Below are 20,384 nucleotides of genomic sequence, written 5' to 3' on the forward strand. Positions count from 1 at the left end.
TGCGGAGATATGCATGAAAGTACTGATTACGGGTGGTGCGGGGTTCATTGGTAGTGCGCTGGCACGCGCGCTGGTCGCTCGTGGCGACCAGGTGACGGTTCTGGACAACCTTTCGCCCCAGATCCACGGTGACAGCCCGGAAGGTTCGGCGCTGCTGGCTTCGCTGCCGCCCGAGGCCGTGGTGGTCAAGGGCGACGTGCGCCTGCGCGAGGATTGGCTGAAAGTGCTGCCCGGCCAGGATGTTGTCGTCCACCTGGCAGCTGAAACGGGAACCGGCCAGTCCATGTACGAAATTGACCGTTATGTTGATGTCAACGTGCGCGGTACTTCGCTGTTCCTCGACCTGATCGGCAACAAGGTGCAGGGCTGCGGGTCTGTCAAGCGGGTCGTTGTCGCGTCTTCGCGCTCGATCTACGGCGAAGGCAAGTACAAGGGTGCCAGCGGCCCGGTCTATCCGGGGGCGCGCGTCGACCCGGACCTGCAGAAGGGGATCTTCGAATGCCGCGATCCGGCGACGGGCGATCTGGTGGAGCCGCTGCCCACCGACGAAGAATCCCGCATTCACCCGAGCTCGATCTATGGCATCACCAAGCAGGTGCAGGAACAGCTGGTGCTGGTGGGGGCCGCCGCCATTGGCATCCAGGGTATCGCCCTGCGCTATCAGAACGTCTACGGCCCGGGTCAGTCACTGAAGAACCCCTACACCGGCATCCTGTCGATCTTCTCCACCCTGCTGTTGCAGGGCAAGGGCGTCAACATCTTCGAGGATGGCAAGGAGACCCGCGATTTCGTCTTCATTGACGACGTGGTGGCGGCAACTGTTTCGGCCATCGATGCGGATGTCAGTGGCCAGGCCTTCAATGTGGGCACCGGCGAAGCTACCGATGTCATCACCGTCGCCAGCGCATTGAAGGACGCGTATGGCAAGGGTGGAGAGATCAGCATCTCCGGCAACTACCGCATTGGTGACATCCGGCATAACTTCGCCGATCTCAGCCGCACGGAGGCTGCTCTTGGCTATCGCCCGCGCGTCACCTTTGCTGAAGGCGTGAAGCGCTTTGCCGCCTGGGTACTGACCCAGCAGATTGAAGACTCCGGTTACCAGCGGTCGGTGGATGAGATGCGCGCGAAGGGCCTGCTCAAGTGAAGATTGATGGGCGATCGGAGGGGCAGGTTGTGAGCGAATCCCTGAAGGGGAAGCGTGTGCTCTTCATCGCCCCGATGTTCTTCGGCTATGAGAAGCTGATCAAAGGCGAGCTTGAGGAGTTGGGGGCCGTTGTCGATTACTTCAGCGACAGGCCGGGCGCGGATTTCCTGACCAAGGCCCTTATCCGTGTGGACCGCCGCTTTCTCGCAAGAAAGATCGAGCGGTACTACGGCGACATCATCGAGCAGACCCGCGGTCGCGATTATGATCTTGTTCTGATCATCCGCGCAGAGGCCGTGTCCGGCAGCATCCTCGACCGGCTTCGCAGCATCCATTCGCGTGCGAAGTTTGTGTTGTACCTGTGGGATTCGATGCACTACAACCCGAACGCACGCAAGGTGCTGGGCAAGTTCGATGCGGTGCTGTCCTTTGACCGCGCAGACGTCGATGCCAATCCGCAGATGCAGTTCCTGCCCTTGTTCTATGGCAGGGAGTTCGAGCGTGCAGCCAACTGGACCGGTGGCTTCAAGTACGACGCATGCTTCATCGGCACCATCCATACAGACCGTTACAAGGTGCTTGAGCAGATCATCGAACAGCTCGAGAAGGATGGAATGAGGGTGTTCGTCTACTGCTATTACCCGTCCCGCATGCTCTTCAGATTGCGCTCCCTGTTCGATACGGGCTTCCGCCGGTTTGCCAGGAAGTACGTCGATTTCAAGGGCATGCCGCTTCCCGAAGTGGTTGATCGCATCGCCGAAAGCCGTGCTGTGATTGACGTGAACAGGCCCGGCCAGCTGGGCCTGACGATGCGGACGATTGAGGCGATCGGTGCCCAGCGCCTGCTGGTGACGACGAATGAGGATATCGTCAACTACGAGGTTTACTCGCAGAAGGGCATGTATCTGATCGACCGGCGTGAGCCGAAAGTGGCCAGGGAGTTCCTTCAGCGCGAAGGCGTCCCCCACGATGAATCGGTTCGCGTCGGACTTTCTGCCAGGAACTGGGTGCTGAGCGTTCTTGGAAACTAACCGGGCCGGGCCAATGGCCTGTCATGTCGGCCCTTCGTACGTAGGCTCACCCAATACAAGCTATCGAGCATGAAGTACCTCACCGTCGTCTACTACGATACGTTCGCCCGCTTCTTCTCCGCCATTGAAGATGAAGTCAGATTGCGGGACGGTGAGGCTGAGTTCCTCCACCTTGCGTTGTTTCCAAGCGCCTACCTCTATCTGGCGCTTGAGCGGAAGTCGGTCCGTCTGCTTCCCTGGGAGGCGACAAAAGCCTCGTCGGCAGTCGCTTCGGTCGAAGCCGCCGAATTGGATCGCATCGGTGCGTATCACTCGTACATTCTTTCGGGGGCGGGCAAAGAGGCTGACCTGCGCGTGCGCGAACGCGCGGCGAAGTATGTCAATGCGGTATCGGAGATCCTTCGTGAATTCCGACCGGACCGCGTCATCATGTCAGGTGACACCCGGATTGCCTGCGAGGCGCTATCGTTCTGCCTGGCCCGTGACTGGCCCGATGTTCCGAAGTTCCACTTCGAGCAGGGACCGGGTGGGACGACGATCCTCGACCCGGTGGGGGTCAACGCCAACTGCTCTTTCCGCCAGGAAGTGGAGGCGCTGACGGGGGAAAACTACTCCGCCGAGGCTCCGCAGAAGCGCACCCGCTTCAAGCGCAATCGGGTATTCAGGGGCATTGACCACATGCTATCCCGTGGCATGAGCGCGGTATCGCGTTTGCCCGTGGAGTGGGAAACACTGCCGATGCCGCGATATCCAGAGCAGCGCTACGCCGCCTGTGTGCAGCCGGTGGCGAACGCGGGAGCCTCCAGCGCTACACAAGTCCTGGTGGCGCTGCAGGTTCCGGATGATGCGAACAATATTCACCACAACCCGCTTGGTCTTGGTGATGCGCAGTTCGTCGAGTTGGTGGTTCGCGCTGTTCGCCAGCTCGGCGGGCGTGTTCTTGTCCGGGAGCATCCACTGTATCGGCGCAAGTACAGTGCAGAACTGTATGACTTCATCTCATCGACTCCGGAGGTGGCGCTTTCGAGCGCCGAGCTGAAGGACGATCTGTCGCGGGCAGCGGTGGTGGTGACGGTCAACTCAATGACCGGTTTTGACGCCTACATGGCCAATGTTCCCTCTATCCTGTTGGGGCGCGCGTTCTACGATCATCTTCCGGGTATCGTGCGGTTGGATGGAGAGGGTGGGCTTGTAGAAGCCATTGATTCCATACAGGGAAAGACTGTCTCGGAGCTTATTGGCGGGCGCAATCCCCAAGCAATCTTTGCAGAAGCAAAGGCACGCTATCTGATCGAGGGGCATTGGCTCGATGCCGACCTTCGCGCACCCGCGGTAATCGCGGAAATGGTTGTGAAGACCGAGACGGCGTCGTCTGACGCTGCGCCAAGTCCTGCCGTTCTGGTGACGAAGGAATGACGGCCAAAGGAATCTACTGGGGAGTGGCATCGAATCTGCTCGGCAATGCGCTGATGCTGGGTGCGACGCTGTGGCTGACCCGATTGATCAGCCCAGCGGAGTTTGGTGAATTCCGGGTGGGCGCAAACTTCTCGACACTGATGATCCCGTTCCTGGCATTGGGGGGCGAACGATTGATCAGCCGCCTAATACAGAAGGGAGACTCGGCAGGTGTGGCGAGGACTGTACGAATGGTCATGACGATTGCCATGGCCGGCGCCGCTGTCCTTCTCCTCGCCTACCCGCTGCTCGCCCACTACGCCTTCGCGGGAACAGTAGGGTTCCCTGTCTTCGCCCTGGGTGTGCTGCTTGTTCCGTTGACCATCTGCTACAACCTGGCCAACACGATATGGAGGCACGTGGGCTCCCCCGCACGGGCCCAGATCCACCTGAATTTCCATCAGCGGCTTCTACGTGCACCACTTCTTATTGCATTCGCCTGGTTGCATCCCACTGCCGTTTCGGCCTCTGCGGCGATGTTCGTCGCGCAGGGGACTTCGCTCTTGCAACTGTGGAAGTACCTTCGGGTAGCTTTGAAGGGGGGGGCTGATCCAGCGATACCGGTTGCCCGAGGCAGATCAGTGATTAGCGAAATGCTGGTGATCGGGTTGCCAGTCGCGCTCCTGGCGGCAGTTGATCGCGTCGATGTGCTGATCATCAATGCGGTAATGGGCGTTGAGACCGCTGGAGAGTATGACCTTGTGTACATGCTTGCGTTGACTGCCATGTTCCCGGCAATGGCCATGTCCAAGACGTCCGAACCGTTGCTGCTCGCGCTGAGCGACGATTCCGAACGGCAGCGGAGAGTTCGGTGGTTGCAGATCAGGACCTTGCTGCTTTCCTGCGCGGCGCTGGCTGGTATCGCGGTGATTTCTCCGTTCATTCCAATGGTGCTGGGGGTGGCGGGCCCAGACTTCCCCGCCGCAGTTCTGATTCTTTCTGCCGGATTGGCCCTCTCCAGCGTATGTGGGCCGGTTCTTGAGTACATGCAGATCAATGGGCGCGCCAGGATCACCCTTGTCCTGGCGATGTCATTGATGGGGTTGTTTGTTTGGATGAAGTGGTTCGCTGCTACGGCTGATAACCTGGTGCTGTTCGCGTTCCTCGGTGGGCTCTTCTATCTGGTTCTGCGCCTAGTGCTTGCCGCCTACGTGTTCTTTGCGGACCGCGTCCTGCTTACCAACCCTTATGCACTTGCCGTGGCGGTGAGCTTCTACGGCCTACTTGCGGTCTGGTTGCTGGGAGGCAAGCGCGTGTGCCTGGGCTCGTTGTGTTGAGGTCTGCATCGTCCAGATCCGGAAGTGGGGGTGGCCTGCTGTGCCGCGACCGGCCATTGTTTTCGCCGCATCTCGTTCTACGCTGTTTATCGCTATTTTGGTGTCGGAGGTCTGGAAGTGCGATTTTCTTCTGACATTGTCGCGAGGCCTGTAAAGGGCCGTGGTGGCGGTATGCGCCTTTTTCTGAGGTGCTGCGTCGTCCTGTTACTGGTTGGTTTGTACGTGTTCAAGTACGATGGAAATGACTATTCCATGTACGAGAATTACTATCAGCTGGGCAGTGGATTTGAGATTGGCTATGAGCTTCTTGCTGCTCTGGCCCGTGCTGCCGGGTACGATTTCAAGTACTTCTACGGCATGTACAGTGCCCTCAATCTATTTCTCTTCTGCGTGCTTTGTCGCTGGCGGACTGAGCGAATGCTTTTGGCGCTCATTCCGTTGATGCTCTTTCCGGGTCTTCCGTTGAACACGATCAGGCAGTTGACTGCAGGCCTGATCTGCGCGCTGGCCTATGATCGATTCTATCCGCAAAATAACAAGAAGTTTGCGCTTCTTGTTATTTTGGCAAGCCAGTTTCATATTTCTGCGGTTCTTTTTCTGGTGCCTCTTGCGTGGAAGAGGGTTGGTGTTTTTATTTCAATCTCTATTGTCGCAGTTGCGGCTCTTGCATATTTCAGTGCGTACACAAATTATCTGACGGGAAAGATTGTTTATTACACTGGTGGAGCGGCGCAGTCCGGCTGGTATGAACAAGGAAGTGGTAAGTCCTTCGCATTCGTGATCTTTGGTTTGTCGTTGCTTGCAGCTGGTTTTGTGTGGAAATTGGGTGATTACAGAAAGTACATGCCAGTACTGTTACTGGCGGCCATCGCCATGTTCGCGTCTGCGTACATGAGTATTTTCATGCGATTCATCTATCTGTTCCTGCCGGCGGTGTCCGTGTGGATGTATGGCTGCTCCCGGAGAGTAAAGCTTGCCGTATTCCTGCCACTGTTTATTGTTGGAGCTGTCAATCTGTACTTCGTCGTCGCTGTATGGGGGGGGAGGGGGCATATCAGCACAGAAACCACCTTATCGAATATCTGTTCATCTGACGGGTTTCTTATGCGTGCATCGATGTCAATCATGGGTTGCGGCAGGAATGGCCTGAGAGGCGTATGGGGGCACCATGCATAATCTGTACAGAATTTTATGGGCGGCGAGGGCTGTCATCTACAAGCTTGTCTTCGGGCGGTTTGGATGGCCAAGCTACATTGGGCCTCCAACATTTCTGTTGCGTCCTGGGCGGATACATATCGGTAAGCGGGTGCGCATTTTCCCCGGGTTGCGTGCTGAATGTCATGGCGAGGGTGCGCTGTTTATCGCTGATAATGTATCGATTGGACAGAACTTTCATGTCATAGCGGGCTCAAAGCTGCTTATCGGCAGCGGTTGCCTGATCTCGGGCGATGTGTTTGTCACTGATACAGACCACACCTTCGATCTGATCGACGTCCCTGTCTTCGATCAGCCTGACAGGATCTCCTCGACCAAAATTGGCGACAATTGCTTTATTGGTATCGGCGCCCGTATTCAAGCAGGAACGACTCTCGGCTGCGGTTGTGTGGTCGGGGCCAATTCTGTCGTGAGAGGGGGACTTCCCGGACTACAGCATGATCGTGGGCGCGCCCGCTCGGGTAGTGAAGCGATACTCCCCTGAAGACGGTACTTGGCAGCGGCTTGTTTCAAATCATTCAAACGAGATCAATTCATGAACGTTTCCATCAATGACGCTGTTGCCGTCGGCAACGACCTCCCCTTCGTCCTGTTCGGCGGCCTGAACGTCCTTGAGGATCTCGACTCCACGCTGTTTGCGGCGGATAAGTACGTCGAGGTCACCGGCAAGCTCGGTATTCCCTACGTCTTCAAGGCTTCGTTCGACAAGGCCAATCGCTCGTCGATCAAGTCCTTCCGTGGCGTTGGCCTGGAAGAAGGTATTCGCATCTTCCAGGAAGTGAAGCGCCGCTTCGGCGTGCCGGTGATTACCGACGTCCATGAAGTGGAGCAGGCGGCTCCCGTGGCCGAAGTGGTCGACGTGCTGCAGATTCCTGCGTTCCTGGCGCGCCAGACCGATCTGGTCACTGCCATTGCGCGTACGGGCCGGGCGATCAACATCAAGAAGCCGCAGTTCCTCAGCCCGTCGCAGATGAAGAACATCGCCAGCAAGATCCGTGAGGCCGGCAATGAGCGGATCATCCTGTGCGAGCGTGGCGCGCAGTTCGGCTACGACAATCTGGTCGTGGACATGCTGGGCTTCCGCGAGATGATCGAGGCCACCGGTGGCCTCCCGGCCATCTTCGATGTGACCCACAGTCTGCAGCGCCGCGACTCGGGCAGTGAGGCCTCCGGTGGCCGCCGCCGCCAGGTAGTGGAACTTGCGCGCGCAGGTATGGCGGTTGGCCTGGCAGGGCTGTTCCTGGAGGCGCATCCGGATCCGGACAACGCGCGTTGCGATGGCCCGAGCGCGTTGCCGTTGAGCACACTTGAGCCGTTCCTGGCACAGATCAAGGCGGTCGATGATCTGGTCAAGTCGTTCCCGAAGCTCGACATCGCCTGACATGGAATCGGCGAATTACCAGGGGTCGATCAAGCTGGTCCTGTTCGACGTGGACGGCGTACTGACTGATGGTGGCCTGCACATCGATGGCAAGGGCGAGCAGTTCAAGACGTTCAACGTCCGCGATGGCCTGGCCGTCGCATTGCTGCGTGTGCATGGCATCCGGTGTGGCGTGCTGTCGGGCAAGGCGAGCTCCTCCTTGGACTTCCGGATCCAACAACTGGGCATGGATGTGGCGGTGACCGGTCGCCTCGAAAAGCTCGATGCGTTGGCCGCCATCTGCAGGGATCTTGGAATCAATGAGGCCGAGATCGCCTATGTGGGGGACGACGTCGTAGACCTGCCATTGGCGGGACGGGTAGGGCGCTTCTATGCGCCTTCCGACGCGCATCCGCTGGTGTTGACAGCCGCTGACGTGGTTGCAGACGCACAGGGCGGACGTGGCGTCGGACGCGAGGTGGCCGAGCGTGTTCTTGCCGAGGGAGGGGTGGACCTGCCGGCAGCATACGCGCCCCTCATTGCAGGATGGAGCGCCGCTGGAGCGGTGCAGTAGCCGGCGCAGGGTTGCGCGGGTAAGCGCAGCGCACGCAGGTGCGCTGCGAATTATCATCAGAAGGAAACAAGGTATGTCCTCCGTCGTATCAGTCGTCGATCACATTGCATCGGCCAAGCGCGTCCTGCAGATCGAGGCATCGGCTGTCGCCGCGCTCGCCGGCAGGCTCGATGGGCAGTTCACCCAGGCCGTGGAACAGGTGCTGGGTTCGCAGGGCCGGGTCATCATCTGCGGCATGGGCAAGTCGGGAATCATCGGGCGCAAGATCGCCGCGACGTTGGCCAGCACGGGTACTCCCAGCTTTTTCATGCACCCGGGTGAAGCGTTCCATGGTGATCTGGGCATGGTCACCGCCACCGATGTATTCGTGGCGATCTCCTACTCCGGCGAAACCGAAGAGGTGGTGAAGTTGCTGCCCTTCCTGAAGGACAACGGCAATTTCCTCGTGGCGATCACCGGTCGTGCGACGTCCACGTTGGCCCAGGCCGCGGATTGCCACTTGGATGCGGGTGTTTCGCAGGAAGCCTGCCCGCTTGCATTGGCACCCACTGCATCGACCACGGCAACGCTGGCGATGGGCGATGCGCTTGCCGTTGCACTGATGGAGGCTCGAGGCTTCCAGCCGGAAAATTTCGCGCGCTTCCACCCGGGTGGCTCGCTGGGGCGGCGCCTGCTGTCGCGCGTGGAGCACGAGATGGTTGCTGGCGACCTGCCGGTGGTGGACGCAGCAGCAACGATGATGGACGTATTGCAGGCCATTACCCGCTCCAGCCTCGGCCTGGCGATCGTACGGGCCGGCACCAGCTACGCGATCATCACCGATGGCGACGTTCGCCGTGCGCTCGAGCGTCATGGCCGCGAGGTGTTTGATAAGTCCGCGGCCGAGCTGATGACCGCCTCACCAGCCCAGGTGAGCGTAGGGACGCGGGTTGAGGATGCGCTGGTGCTGATGGAGCGGCGGCGGATCTCGTCGTTGCTGGTGTTCGACGGCGACGTGCTGGCCGGTGTGTTCAAGAAGTAGAAAGAGGAAGGCGCCCTTGCAGGGCGCCTTCGTTCTGTGCCGGTATCACTTCGCAATGGCGTCGAAGTTTCGGTAGAAAAACTCCGAGTCGCGCTCGGATGTCAGCTGGTAAAGGCTGTGGGAGTGCGAGAGGCGCGCGCCACCGTCCCGGTACAACGGGTTCCACATGAAATCGGCGCGGGCACGGGTCGAGCGCGGCAACATGAAGTCGAAAGGCACCGAGAAGTAAATGCCCTTGTCGAAGCTGCCTTCGCCGAAGTCCTTGGATGAAACGTCGGTCTTGGTGGCGTAGGCGCCCATGGTCACGCCATTGTCGAACATGCGTGCAACCGACACGGTCGCACCCCAGTCCTTGGCCAGGTATCGACCCGCGCTGACCGCGCTGATCAGGCGCCGCTGGTCACCCCACAGGTAATAGAGCGTGGCATGGCCCGTGGTCACGCTGTAGTCGCGGAAGCTGAAGCGCTGGTCGAAATCGCGCTGCTTGACCCAGTTCAGCTCAGCGCCCAGCGCCCAGCGTTCGTCCATCGGGCGATAGAGGACTTCGCCACCGACGCCGCCATACATGTACTCCAGCATGCCGGCATAGGCCATGCCGTACAGGTCACGGCCGAGCTGCTTCGTGCCGGTCAGCTGCAGGTTGGGCAGGGTGAAGTCCGAGGTGGTGAGATACTGGCGCACATAGGTACGCACGCGCGGAAGCCGGCTGGGGGCGTCGTACTTGAATTTGTCGTAGTTGTTATAGGCGTTGTAGCTGGCCGTGCCGCTCAGCCAGAGGTTTTCGTTGAAGCGGAAGGTCGCGCCGTACATCCCAGCTACCTGGAACAGGATGAAACCGTCGGGGCCGCCCACACTCTGCCGGTAGCCGACGTTGAACGCACCGTCGAAGCGCTTCAGCGGGGCTTCGTACAGCGTTTCCGAGCGCCTTGCATACGGGGCGTTCATTTCGACATGGCGGCTGACGGTCGCCAGGTTCGTGCGATCGTCCAGGTACTGGTTGAACGTCTTGCGTTCGAGGCTGGTCTCGATGATCGGGAGGCCCAGGCGAACGTTGCGCAATGTCCACCAGCTGACATCGGGAGGCGTCTGCGGATCAAGAATGCGTGCCGCACGACCAATGCCTTGTGCCGGGTAGATGAAGCGACGCTGCTCGGCACTGACGATCAGCTCCTGGCCGCTTCGATCAATGCGCTTCACCCGCAGGCCGGCGTTCTCCTCCAGCTCCCGGGCAATGGATGACCAGTCGGTGGCTGCTGTCGCCGAGATTGTAGCGACCGCCTGAGGCTCGCCCTGCGCTGCAGGGTTGCGGGCAATCGGGGGAGGGTCCATGAGCTTGGTCATGGGCTTGGCCTGGGCAAGGTTGGATCGCAGCGTGATGCCGACCATGGCGGTGTTCCCGCGCTCCCAGCCCAGGTGCAGCAACACGTTGTCGTTCACCGCAAAAACGGCACCCAGATTGATGGGCGAGGACTGCTTCTGGTTATTGCGCTGCGGCTCGTTGCGATAGTCGTTGCCGTCGTACTCAAGCTTCAGTTGCAGGCGGTCCCAGGGGGTCTGGTAGCTGACGCCGCCAAATACGCCCAGCCGGCCGCGGAACATCGCGCTGGTATTGAAGTCGCCCGGCGTATTGACACCGGGGCGTTCCTTGAAGCGGTCGTCGATTGCGCCCAGTGGATTGTCCAGGTCGCCACGGTTGCCGATATAGCCGGTTGCCACACCGAGGCTTGCGTCGAACGCGCCGAAGCGCTTGCTGGCAACGACGTACTCGCTTGAAAACAACCCGGTGCCGCCAAGATCGCGCGCGCCGACGGACACTTCCGGAAGCCAGCGTCCTTCCTGCCACAGGCGCAGCTTGAGGTCGATCGACTTGTCCTTGTAGTTCTGGTTGCCGCTGAGCCACTGTGAGCCATAACGGCGATTGGCAACCGAAATGTAACGGAAGGAACCTTCCACCCACGGCAGGGGCTGCATCACCACCGTGTACCGGCTGTACGGCGAGGTGTGACTTGCGGTAAGGCTGAGCTCGCCTTCTTCGCTCATGCGCGCGGAAGGGGTCTGCAGCAGGCCGATGCCGCCCCAGTCGCTGGCGGTGGGGGCGGGAGCTTCCTGGGCGTACAGAGCTGCGCTGATGCTGAGGCTCAAGAGGGCGGCGCCGGCGCGAGCCAGCGGCAAATGATTACGGCACATCAATCTGGAACTCCCGGCGCGTCCAGCACCTGGGTGGCGAGGAAGCGCGCGGCTTCATCGTTGATATCGGGGGTGGCGGACCGGACAGCAGATCCCGCGATGGGAACATAGATCACCGCTCCGGGCGCCAGCGTTGTCCGTGCGCTACGGTTCCACAGCGCAATGCCGATCTTCGTGACCCGGCCATCGGGCTGGATCACATACAGGTTGTCCGGACTGGCTGCGGGCAGCAGCTCGCATTGGTTGCGGTAGCTGCGCGCATCCTGCATTGCAGCGTGCGGCAAGGAGCACAAATGGGGGACGGCGCCCATGATGGTCACTGTCTCTGGTCGCGACGGGTAGATCAGTCGATCGCCTGCGCGGGCCGGCCGATCCTGCGGGCGATCGGCTTCCAGGGAGCGCGGCTCGAGCAGTTGCGGTTCGCGCCCGGTAATGGGAAGTGCGCCGAACTCGCGGGCCATCCGGGACGCTGCGTCGGCGATCTCTGGCGCGTCCTCAAGAGCTGCCAGTGTTTCCAAGTCGAACAGCAGCCCCGCTTTCAGGCGTGCCTGCGCTTCGAGGCTGTTCGTGCGAAGCAGCGCGGCGCCCGCCATGTAGGCATGCTCGTCTGGTGCGGCGGCAAGGGCTGCGGCGCTCAGCCGGGCATCGCTTGCCAGGGTGTGGGGGCCCGGTGAGCGAACGTTTCCGAAGGCTTCCACCTGGATGGGAGAAGCCGCTTGGCCCGTGCTGGCGAGTACAGCGCCAAGGGCCATCACGATCAATTGCGGCTTCATCGGGGTTGCAGGTCCGGCGAATAGGGTTTGAGCTGGATGATTTCCAGATGGGCATCCGGCGCGATGGCCTGGCGGCTTTTCCATATGAAGCCGCTGGACGGGTCCGCCCAGTAGTGGTTCTGCTGCTTCCAGCCGTCACCCCGCAGCTCCTCGCGCACGTGCAGCAGTTCGCGCGTCCGGCCCAGGATCTCAACGCTCTCCGTGCCCAGCGGGTGCAGGGTGCCGGTCACCTTCATGTCGAAGCGATAGTCCGGCATGAGGTCGTAACGTCGTTGCACGACGTCGCCATCCTTCACCTTGCGCAGGTCGAGCAGCGGGTTCGGCCCGATGATCCGCATCTGTTGCAGCTCGGGAGTACCGCCGTGGGTCGCTTCGATCAGGCCATTGCGCAGGAACACGATGCTGCGTTCGCTGCTGTACCAGGCCTGGCGGCCACCATCCACTGCGCCAAGCACCAGCACTGCGCCGCCAGCAGGTCCGTTGACCTTGATCTGCGGATAGCGGTTGCGTGCAACGTCCTCGGCGCTGGGCTGCACATCCGGCTTACCCTGCACGGCCAGTTGCACTGCCTTGACGCTGCTGCGACCGACAACACCGCAGCCGGCTGCAGAGACCGCGATGACGGTACCCAGCAGGCTCAGGCGGAAACTCCGGAGCACGAGGCGGGAGAGAGCGTTCCTGCTCATCTGAAGCCTCGTCAATTGTCCAGATCGTTGCGCGCGCTGGCTGCGTTGCTGATGATGGCGGTGAACGGCAGCAGTTGGTTCACGAAGCGGCTCCAGCGTGTCACGCCAGCTGCGCCCACGAACACGACGTCACCCGGCTGCAGGTTGAACTGGCTGGCAACGGCGAAAGCGGAGGGCGATTTGGCTTCCAGGTGGAACACCTGCGACGGCGTGTCCTGGAGGTCATTCGAGCCACGGATCACGTAGACCGCGTTGCCGTTGGAGGTGGTCTGCAGCAGACCGCGCGCGCGACCCAGCGCCTGGCTCAGTGAGATCCCGCCGGTCTTGAAGCTCATGGCGCCGGGCTGGTTCACTTCACCGACGACAAAGACTTCCTTGCGGTCGAGATACGGCACATACAGGTGATCGCCCGCCTTGAGGAAGACGTTCGTGTCGCCGCCGCCATTGCGGCCCAGCTCGTCAAGATCGATGGTGAAGGTGGTGCCGTCGCGGGTGAGGCGGACGCCGGACAGGTCGGCCTGTGCCGGGTCGAGGCCTGCCTGGCTGATGGCATCACCGAGGGTGAGCGGAGTGACCGTCAGCGGCACCGTGGCCGGCTGGCGCGAGGCGCCGGTGACCCACACGCGCTGGCTGGCATAGGTCAGCATCGAGACGTCCACCTGCGGCGCTTCGATGTAGCGGGCCAGTCGGGTGGTGATCTCTTCACGCAGCTCGGCGGGTGTCTTGCCGGCGGCGGTGACCTTGCCGATGTATGGATAGAACAGCGTGCCGTCGGACTGCACCAGGCGGCCGGCTGCACTGAGCTGCTGCTGCGGGCCTGCCGGGACGGTCAGTTCAGGGTGGTCCCAGACTGTGATGTACAGGATGTCACCTGCACCGATCTGATAGGGGCCAGGCTGGAACTGCATCAACGAGGCCGGAAGCCCGGGGGCGCTCTTTGCGCCGCGCTCCATGGCGATGAGCTTGGGCGTGATCGGAATCAACTCGATCTGATCGTTGCCAATCTGCTGGCTGCTACCCATCAGGGAATTCGAGCGCATGTGCTGGCCGGGGGCCCACATGCAGCCTGACATGGTGAGGGTGAACGCCATGGCGGCGACGAGACGCTTGCAGTCCATCGTTAATCATTCCTGGCCCGAACGGGCATGAAAAAGCCCTCGCCGAACTGCCGCCCGGCGAGGGCGTGGGTACTACAACGGCGTTTCGATCAGCGGGTGCCGGTCGTACCGGTTGAGCCGGTGGTGCCGCCCGGCGGATTGGTGGTGCCGCCGTTGTTGTTGCCGGCATCGTCGCTGCTGCTGTCTGCGGCGACGCTGTAGACCACGGCTGCGGCTGCAACGCCGAGGCCGATGGATGCAGCGGTGGTCAGGGTGCCAGAGGCGGCGGCGCCGGCGGTTTCGGCGCTCGCGACTTCGGCGCTGGTTTCGGTAGCGACAGGAGCTTCCTGAGCGAACACCGGCGAGGACAGACCCAGCAGGGCCAGGGCGGCAATCATCTTCTTCATCTACGGGGTCTCCTACTCCGTGAGGGAAATTTTTCCACCGCTATGGTGGCGGCTATTCGTTTGCTCTGTCAAGGCACGTGAAGGAAATGTGGGGTGCTCTTTGCAGCTCTCAGAGATGCTGGAAAATCTCAGTCCTGCCGGAGATGAATTTTGCCAGCGCGATGACCAGTTGATGGGTATGGATATCAGGCAGCGTGAGGGGCAGGAACATTCCGGCAAGCACGGCGGCCGTGGCGGTCACAGCACTCGGGCGTCTGGAAGGTGCTGTGCCGCGCAGCGCCCATGCGCTGCAGCCCAGGCCAAGGCCCAACCCGGCGATGGCTTCAGAGAGGCTGTGCGCGTGCAGGGGGACGCGGGACCAGGCAATGGCCACCGCCAACAACACCCCGCTCATTAGGCCGACCACCCGGGCGCGTCTTTCGGGTCCCGCCAGCAGCGCCCCGACCATTGGATACACGGCGCTGGACATCGCCGCGTGCCCGGAGAAACCGCTGAAGTGCAGGCTCTTGATGCCGATACCCCAGCCCATGAAGGCCAGCTTGGATGCAAGCGTCACACAGGCGGCCACTGCGATGGCGCTGAGCCATCGCGCTTTCAGGCCCGTTTCGCTGCGGGGCAGGGTGAGCAGCAGCACCAGCGCCATTGGCAGAAGCCAACGGCTGTCACCGAGGGCGGAAAGGGACAACCAGACAATCTGCATCGATGGGGCGGGCGGGGAGTGGGGAACGTCAGCTTAGGGGTGTTTGCCCGTCCACAGCCTTTCGATGGCTTGGTCCATTCAGCCAGACGCGGTATCCTTCCCCGCTGCCAATGGCCCCGTAGCTCAGCTGGATAGAGCGTCCCCCTCCTAAGGGGAAGGTCGCCCGTTCGAATCGGGCCGGGGTCACCATATATCAATGGCTTGTGGCATTTGGCGGGCCTGCTGAATGTCTTGACGCGCCATTTGCTCGGCTGAGGCGGCAAGCCTCCATCGCGCGGCCCCAACGGCAGGTGCGGCCTAATGGTGCCGGAGTTCTACTCCGTCGGGGGCATCCTCTCTGGGAGGCTTGAGCTGCGGTCATTTGTCCCGCCTTTTCTCATGAAGGGCAAGGAATGCGGCAATTGCGCTTGCAGCGACGCCCAGCAAAAAGCCGAGGACCATTCCGTCGAACCAACCCAAGCTCGCCACATTGCCCCCATGCAAAGATTGATGCGCGAATAGCGCTCTGCTGCTTGTGTTGTACTGCGAAGGGGAAAGGTATGGCCCCGGGCTTTCGCGGGCCTTACAGAGCGCAATTCGCGTCTTGGTGTCGCCAATCCCAGGCGATCTGCACCAGCAGATTCAAACTGTTGTTCCGCGGCGCGTTCACCGCGCGGCTGAGGTGGCAGGCCTCCATTACGTAGCCAAAAGGCACCGCGGACAGATTGCTGCCATGTACTACTCCTTCCAGATCACTGCCGTCTACCCGGAGCGGGGCCGGATGGCCGACCCAAAAGCAAAGCGGCGCATATGCCGATGAGTGAGCCTTGACCCAATCCAAGACCGAAGTGGTTTCGACGGACCCTCCGGGTGCGGGCGAGCAACGTCGCGTCGGCGTCCGGTCCGAGCGATTCAGGCAGATCGTTGCTGCGTCCGCAGGATCTTCGACCGCCGGCCGTATCCTTCCGGCTGACGTCAGGGCCAGCATCCCGGCAAAGGCTGTGACCTTCGCGAGGCTCAAGACTTGGAGTTACGGTGAGCGGACACCGCATTGGGTGACGGCTTCGATGTAGCGAGCCTGTCGACGCTTCAGGAACTTGCTGTAGAACTTGATATCGCTTCCCCCTCCAGCTCGAGGGGCGACCTCAACAAACTCTGCTGGGACGCCGCCGCTGGAGGTCGACACGGAGTAGCCATCGGAACGCGGCTCAAGTACATACTGCCATCGTGATCCTCCGATGCTCACCTCTCCCCATGCGTCGCGGACACACGTGGCGGCGGCTAAGGGATCCTGATTGGACGAGAAAGTGGCTACAGGTCCGGAACTTCGCGTGTCGCCGACAGAGGTGCAGGCAGCCAACAGCATAAGTGTGCTTCCAGCTGTTGCCATCCTGATGTGTTGGGTCATTCCATGCATTCTGCACCTCCATCGGAAGTGGGGAACTGTGACGCAACCATGAGGAAGCTTCAACGGTGTAGTCGTGAGGTCGGCCAGTTTCTGGAGGTGATCTGAACCAAGGCAATGGACCCGGTGAGGCTGTGGGCGAGGGCCGAGCTCACCACCCGCCACACTGCACGGCAACCGCTCGCCGGGCTTCTACAACAACACTAACCCACCCAGCACCGCCTCCACCTCCTCGCGCTCACCGTCCCGCAGCCCCTGCAACGGCAACGGCAGGCAGTTCTCGCTGCACAGTCCCAGCAGGGCCGCCGCGCAGGCCATCACGCGAATCCCGCCGAACCGGTCGTACAGGGACCACAGCGGCGCCAGCCGGGCAGACAGGGCAATAGCACCCTCTTCATCGTCACTACCCACGGCCCGCATGATCTGCAGCGCAACCTCGGGGAACAGTCCGGCGGTCACCGAATACCAGCCGTCACACCCCGCCAGCAGCCCTCGCACCGCCGAGGCGTCACCACTGACGCCCAGCGTCACATGCGCGGGAACGCATGCACGGAGTGCAGCAACGCGGGCGGCCGCCTCGGCCGGATCATCAGCGAGGCGCGGAATCTTGATCGAAGCGATGTTGGGCAGCGCGGCGATCCGGCCATGCAAGGCATCGGAGAAGCGGAAGTGCGTGGTGCCTGGATTGTCGTAGACGCAGATCGGTGTACGCACCGCCGTACAAATGGTCTCAAACAGTGCTTGCACCTCATGGTCCTTCAGGGGCTGGTAAGACACGGGGGCGAGCAGCAGGCCTGCAGCACCTGCATCCTCGGCGTCCAGGGCCAGCTCCAGCACATCGCGGGTACGCAGTGCACCGATGCCGGCGATGACCGGTACGCCTCCTGCGTGCGCCAGGGCTTCGCGCAGCACGCGCTTGCGCTCGTGCTTCTCCAGATAGGCGTAGCTGCCAGTGGAGCCAAGCACGCCCATCGAATCAACATCGGAATCGGCCAGGCGCTCGATCAGTCCGGCAAACGCACGAAAGTTGATGCCGGCTTCAGAGAGCGGGGTCAGTGGAAACGCGCTGAGGCCTTTGAACATGGGATCTCCCGAAGGGGGAATGGGCTGGACGCCTGGAATTGTTTATTGTCCTATGACAAAACTCAAGTGTCGCCACGCAGCGTGTCTAATCGCCACGAATGACGCACCATGCGAGTCATGAAACCAAGCCTTTGCGCCGTCCAGCCTTCGCACTACGCCACCATTGCCGATTGGCTTGATTCCGCCGAGGGCACCCAGCGCTGGGCGGGCCCCGGCGTGCCGTTTCCCTTGCCGCAGGAACGGTTCGCGCAGGTGCTCGAACTCGGGCCGAGGCCGGGCTGGGCGCTGCTGGACGAGCAGGGCCAGTGTCTGGGCTTTGGCCAGTACTGGATGACCGACGCCGGCACCGCGCACCTGGGTCGCATCATTGTTTCCCCCCTGGCACGCGGGCGCGGCCTTGGCCGGCTGCTCATGCATGCCTTGAGTGCACAGGCCATGCGCGAAGACGGTGTGCAGCGCCTCACGTTGCGCGTCTATCGTGACAACACCGCCGCCGTGACCCTGTATCGCGACCTCGGTTTCCAGCAGGTTGATGCGTTCTCGACGCCGGAACTTCTGTTCATGCAGCGCACGTCGGCCTGAACTCCGCTCATGCTGGCAAGGTGGCCTGCAGGGCAAACCATTGCTCGCGGGTGATGCGGCTGATGTGCTCTGTGCGGTAGTCGCCGAGGAAGCTGTTGAACTTGTTCACTTCGGTATGGTGATGCTGGAAACCGCATTTGCTCTGTGCGCTGAGCGATTGCAGGTTGTCAGCGAAGTAGCCGCACCACAGTGCGTCCAGTTCCAGTTGCATGAAGGCGTGCCGCATCACTTCGCGCACCGCTTCGGGCACCAGTCCGCGGCCCCAGTACGGAACGCCGATCCAGTAGGCGATCTCACCCTCTCGATCGCTGATCTCGAAGTTGCTGTCGGTGCCGATCAGGATGCCGACACAGCCGATCGCGTGGCCGTCCTCGCGGCTCTGCAGCGCGTAGACCTCTGGCCGGTTGAAGACGGTGCGGATGATTTCGGTACTTTCCTCAACGCTGGTGTGCACCGGCCAGCCGGCGATGGGGCCTACGCGCGGGTCGCGGGCGTACTCGTACAGATCGGCAGCGTCGGTGTCGCGCCAGGGGCGAAGGATCAAGCGTTCGGTGTGCAGCTGCATGTCAATTCCACGGGAACAAAGAGAGTGCACAGGCTAGGTCGACAGGCGCGATTGGCCCAGAGCGGGACCTTGATGGTTTCGGTACTTTTCACAACGGGTGGCCGAGCCCGGGTATGCTGGGGCCCGGAATACAGCCGGATCGGCCCATGGATCGCGTACCCCAGCTCCTGGACCAGGACGAATCCATGCGCTTGGAGGTCAGTACGCTGGCCGAAGGGCAAGGCGTCCCGTTGTCGTTCGGCCACGCTTATCTGGCGGTGCTGGTATGCGTATCGGGGCGCGCACGCTTTGCACTGAACTTCCGCGAGGTAGCGGTGCAGCGGCACGATGTGCTGGTGCTGGCAGAGGACACGCTGGCGCTGCTGCGGCAGCGCTCACGCGGCTTTCTGGCGGTGGTCTGCCTGATGCCCAAGGCGCTGGCATCGGAGGTGGCCTATGTGCTTCCCAATGCACTGTTCAAGTTCCTGCACGATCAGCCCCACTGCGTGCCGTCGCCGCTGGACGTGCCGCTGCTGCAGGGCTGGCTGCAGCAGTTGATGGATGCACAGCACAATGGCGGCCGCTATCGTCACGTGATGCTGCGCAACCTGCTGCAGACGTTCTTCCTCAAATTCGCAACGCTGTTGCCGGCGCGCAGTGTGGCCGTGGCGCAGGTCAGCCGACGCGAGCGCTTGGCCTGGAATTTCTGGGAACTGGTCGGTGAGCGCAGCACGCGCCAGCGCGACGTGCAGTCCTATGCCGACGCGCTGTGCATCACCCCGTTCTATCTTTCGCAGCTGACCCGCGAGTGCTTCGACGAAACGCCAAAGGCGTTGATTGATCGCCAGGTGGTGCTGGAAATCAAGGCGCTGCTGACCTACAGCGAATTGCCGATCGGTCGCATCGCCGAGCGACTGTGCTTCGAGGATGCATCCTACCTGTGCCGCTACTTCCGGCGGCACACCGGGCAGTCGCTGACCGGCTATCGCCGGGCAGGGCAGGGCGGTACTAGTGCGACACGAACAAGGGCGCCGGTACTTCGGCCAGCAGATCCTCGGTGACCCCGCCGAGCACACGCTCGACCACCCGGCTGCGGCTGTAGGGGCCCAGCACCAGCAGGTCGGCGTCGGCATCGAGCACGTGCTGGCGGATGGTCGCGGCAACGCCGCCCTGGCTTGAACTGATCGCCTGGATCTCTACTTCGACGCCGTGCCGCGCCAGGTGCTGGGCCATCTCGGCGCCAGGTGTGGCCTCGGCCTTGGGCGTGTCGACCATCAGCAGGTGCACCGCTTTCGCACGTGCGAGCAGCGGCAACGCATCGGCTACCGCACGGCGTGCCTGCTTGCTGGCATTCCAGGCCACCACGATGCGATGGCCGACCTGGTCGCCTTGCCAATGTGGTGGTACCAGCAGCATCGGCACGCCGGTCTGGCGCAGCGTTCCCAGCGGGTGCCAGCCAGAAGGGGCGCCGGGAGTACGCGGATAGCCGGCGATGATCAGGTCGCAGTACAGCGACTGCAGGGCCAGGTCGGCGCCGCCGAGATAGTCCGAGACGATGCGCAGTTCGGTGCTGATCTGCAGCGGCTCGGACACGGCACGCAGGTTCTGCATCAGCTGCGCGGTGCAGGCGGCATCCGCGCGCGCCTCATGGTCGAGCGCGGCGGCAATGCCGGCACCGCGTGCGAAACCGTTGGCGATGTCGGTGGGATGCTGGGCGGTGGAGACCGCGACCAGATGGGCCTGCTGTGCCTGCGCCAGATGGGCGGCGATGTTGAGAACGCGGTCCCCGGTGTCGCTGGCGTCGAACAACACAGCGATATCGCGTAGTGGATGCAGCATGGCGTTGTCTCCTTCGATGCCT

Annotated in this window: 20 protein-coding genes and 1 tRNA gene; 12 read left to right on the forward strand and 9 right to left on the reverse strand. The window is 61.9% G+C overall.

Going from position 1 to position 20,384, the window contains the following annotated elements:
* Nucleotides 1–13: 13 nt before the first annotated feature.
* The 9 genes from ACZK2R_RS09200 (at nt 14) to ACZK2R_RS09240 (ending at nt 9,080) form a co-directional block, all read left to right on the forward strand.
* Nucleotides 14–1,147, forward strand: a complete 1,134-nt coding sequence (locus ACZK2R_RS09200) for an NAD-dependent epimerase/dehydratase family protein (RefSeq protein WP_180836946.1) — start codon at nt 14–16, stop codon at nt 1,145–1,147.
* A gap of 29 nt (nt 1,148–1,176) precedes the next feature.
* A complete protein-coding gene (locus tag ACZK2R_RS09205) occupies nt 1,177–2,178 on the forward strand; it encodes a WaaS/CpsH family glycosyltransferase (RefSeq protein WP_180836948.1) in 1,002 nt (333 codons plus the stop codon).
* A gap of 69 nt (nt 2,179–2,247) precedes the next feature.
* Entirely contained in the window at nt 2,248–3,594 is a 1,347-nt protein-coding gene (locus ACZK2R_RS09210; protein WP_180836950.1) for a capsular polysaccharide export protein, LipB/KpsS family, read from the forward strand.
* The gene (locus ACZK2R_RS09215) at nt 3,591–4,910 is read left to right on the forward strand and encodes a lipopolysaccharide biosynthesis protein (protein WP_180836952.1); all 1,320 of its coding nucleotides are present in this window, start codon (nt 3,591–3,593) and stop codon (nt 4,908–4,910) included. Before ACZK2R_RS09210 ends, ACZK2R_RS09215 begins: the two co-directional genes overlap by 4 nt.
* Before the next feature lie 171 nt (nt 4,911–5,081).
* Nucleotides 5,082–6,086, forward strand: coding sequence for an EpsG family protein (locus ACZK2R_RS09220; RefSeq protein ID WP_478488031.1), 1,005 nt, complete (start codon nt 5,082–5,084; stop codon nt 6,084–6,086).
* Nucleotides 6,079–6,609, forward strand: a complete 531-nt coding sequence (locus tag ACZK2R_RS09225; RefSeq protein ID WP_478487966.1) for an acyltransferase — start codon at nt 6,079–6,081, stop codon at nt 6,607–6,609. Before ACZK2R_RS09220 ends, ACZK2R_RS09225 begins: the two co-directional genes overlap by 8 nt.
* A 51-nt stretch (nt 6,610–6,660) precedes the next feature.
* Nucleotides 6,661–7,506 carry a 3-deoxy-8-phosphooctulonate synthase gene (gene kdsA, locus ACZK2R_RS09230; protein WP_180836958.1) on the forward strand — a complete coding sequence of 282 codons (846 nt, stop codon included), beginning with the start codon at nt 6,661–6,663 and terminating at the stop codon, nt 7,504–7,506.
* The gene (locus ACZK2R_RS09235) at nt 7,466–8,059 is read left to right on the forward strand and encodes a KdsC family phosphatase (RefSeq protein ID WP_219630798.1); all 594 of its coding nucleotides are present in this window, start codon (nt 7,466–7,468) and stop codon (nt 8,057–8,059) included. Before kdsA ends, ACZK2R_RS09235 begins: the two co-directional genes overlap by 41 nt.
* 73 nt (nt 8,060–8,132) lie before the next feature.
* Nucleotides 8,133–9,080, forward strand: coding sequence for a KpsF/GutQ family sugar-phosphate isomerase (locus tag ACZK2R_RS09240; RefSeq protein ID WP_054172893.1), 948 nt, complete (start codon nt 8,133–8,135; stop codon nt 9,078–9,080).
* 45 nt (nt 9,081–9,125) lie between these two features.
* Here ACZK2R_RS09240 and ACZK2R_RS09245 read toward each other — a convergent pair whose 3' ends face one another.
* From ACZK2R_RS09245 to ACZK2R_RS09270, 6 genes are all read right to left on the reverse strand, one after another.
* Nucleotides 9,126–11,222 carry a YjbH domain-containing protein gene (locus ACZK2R_RS09245; protein WP_343205443.1) on the reverse strand — a complete coding sequence of 699 codons (2,097 nt, stop codon included), beginning with the start codon at nt 11,220–11,222 and terminating at the stop codon, nt 9,126–9,128.
* Between the two features lie 44 nt (nt 11,223–11,266).
* Nucleotides 11,267–12,040 carry a capsule biosynthesis GfcC family protein gene (locus tag ACZK2R_RS09250; protein WP_180836962.1) on the reverse strand — a complete coding sequence of 258 codons (774 nt, stop codon included), beginning with the start codon at nt 12,038–12,040 and terminating at the stop codon, nt 11,267–11,269.
* A complete protein-coding gene (locus ACZK2R_RS09255; protein WP_219630799.1) occupies nt 12,037–12,726 on the reverse strand; it encodes a YjbF family lipoprotein in 690 nt (229 codons plus the stop codon). The genes ACZK2R_RS09250 and ACZK2R_RS09255 overlap by 4 nt, the downstream gene beginning before the upstream one ends.
* An 11-nt stretch (nt 12,727–12,737) precedes the next feature.
* Nucleotides 12,738–13,844, reverse strand: a complete 1,107-nt coding sequence (locus tag ACZK2R_RS09260; protein WP_180836964.1) for a polysaccharide biosynthesis/export family protein — start codon at nt 13,842–13,844, stop codon at nt 12,738–12,740.
* Between the two features lie 89 nt (nt 13,845–13,933).
* The gene (locus ACZK2R_RS09265; RefSeq protein ID WP_054172898.1) at nt 13,934–14,230 is read right to left on the reverse strand and encodes a hypothetical protein; all 297 of its coding nucleotides are present in this window, start codon (nt 14,228–14,230) and stop codon (nt 13,934–13,936) included.
* Between the two features lie 109 nt (nt 14,231–14,339).
* Entirely contained in the window at nt 14,340–14,930 is a 591-nt protein-coding gene (locus ACZK2R_RS09270) for a phosphatase PAP2 family protein (protein WP_180836966.1), read from the reverse strand.
* A 112-nt stretch (nt 14,931–15,042) separates the two neighbouring features.
* Here ACZK2R_RS09270 and ACZK2R_RS09275 point away from each other — a divergent pair.
* Nucleotides 15,043–15,119: transfer RNA gene (locus ACZK2R_RS09275), tRNA-Arg, on the forward strand.
* Nucleotides 15,120–16,506: 1,387 nt separating this feature from the next.
* Here ACZK2R_RS09275 and ACZK2R_RS09280 read toward each other — a convergent pair.
* A complete protein-coding gene (locus tag ACZK2R_RS09280) occupies nt 16,507–17,397 on the reverse strand; it encodes a dihydrodipicolinate synthase family protein (RefSeq protein WP_180836968.1) in 891 nt (296 codons plus the stop codon).
* 117 nt (nt 17,398–17,514) lie between these two features.
* Between ACZK2R_RS09280 and ACZK2R_RS09285 the strand changes: the two genes are divergently transcribed.
* Nucleotides 17,515–17,979 carry a GNAT family N-acetyltransferase gene (locus tag ACZK2R_RS09285; RefSeq protein ID WP_180836970.1) on the forward strand — a complete coding sequence of 155 codons (465 nt, stop codon included), beginning with the start codon at nt 17,515–17,517 and terminating at the stop codon, nt 17,977–17,979.
* A 7-nt stretch (nt 17,980–17,986) separates the two neighbouring features.
* On the opposite strand, the gene ACZK2R_RS09290 is transcribed toward ACZK2R_RS09285, so the two are convergent.
* Nucleotides 17,987–18,544 (reverse strand): GNAT family N-acetyltransferase, encoded by a 558-nt coding sequence (locus ACZK2R_RS09290; protein WP_132809997.1) that lies wholly within the window; start codon nt 18,542–18,544, stop codon nt 17,987–17,989.
* A gap of 146 nt (nt 18,545–18,690) precedes the next feature.
* On the opposite strand from ACZK2R_RS09290, the gene ACZK2R_RS09295 reads away from it, so the two are divergent.
* Entirely contained in the window at nt 18,691–19,584 is an 894-nt protein-coding gene (locus tag ACZK2R_RS09295; protein ID WP_049421337.1) for a helix-turn-helix domain-containing protein, read from the forward strand.
* On the opposite strand, the gene ACZK2R_RS09300 is transcribed toward ACZK2R_RS09295, so the two are convergent.
* Nucleotides 19,532–20,362, reverse strand: a complete 831-nt coding sequence (locus tag ACZK2R_RS09300) for a universal stress protein (protein WP_049398529.1) — start codon at nt 20,360–20,362, stop codon at nt 19,532–19,534. The genes ACZK2R_RS09295 and ACZK2R_RS09300 overlap by 53 nt on opposite strands.
* Between the last annotated feature and the right edge of the window lie 22 nt (nt 20,363–20,384).

Source organism: Stenotrophomonas sp. 96582_Sma (genome assembly GCF_056480905.1).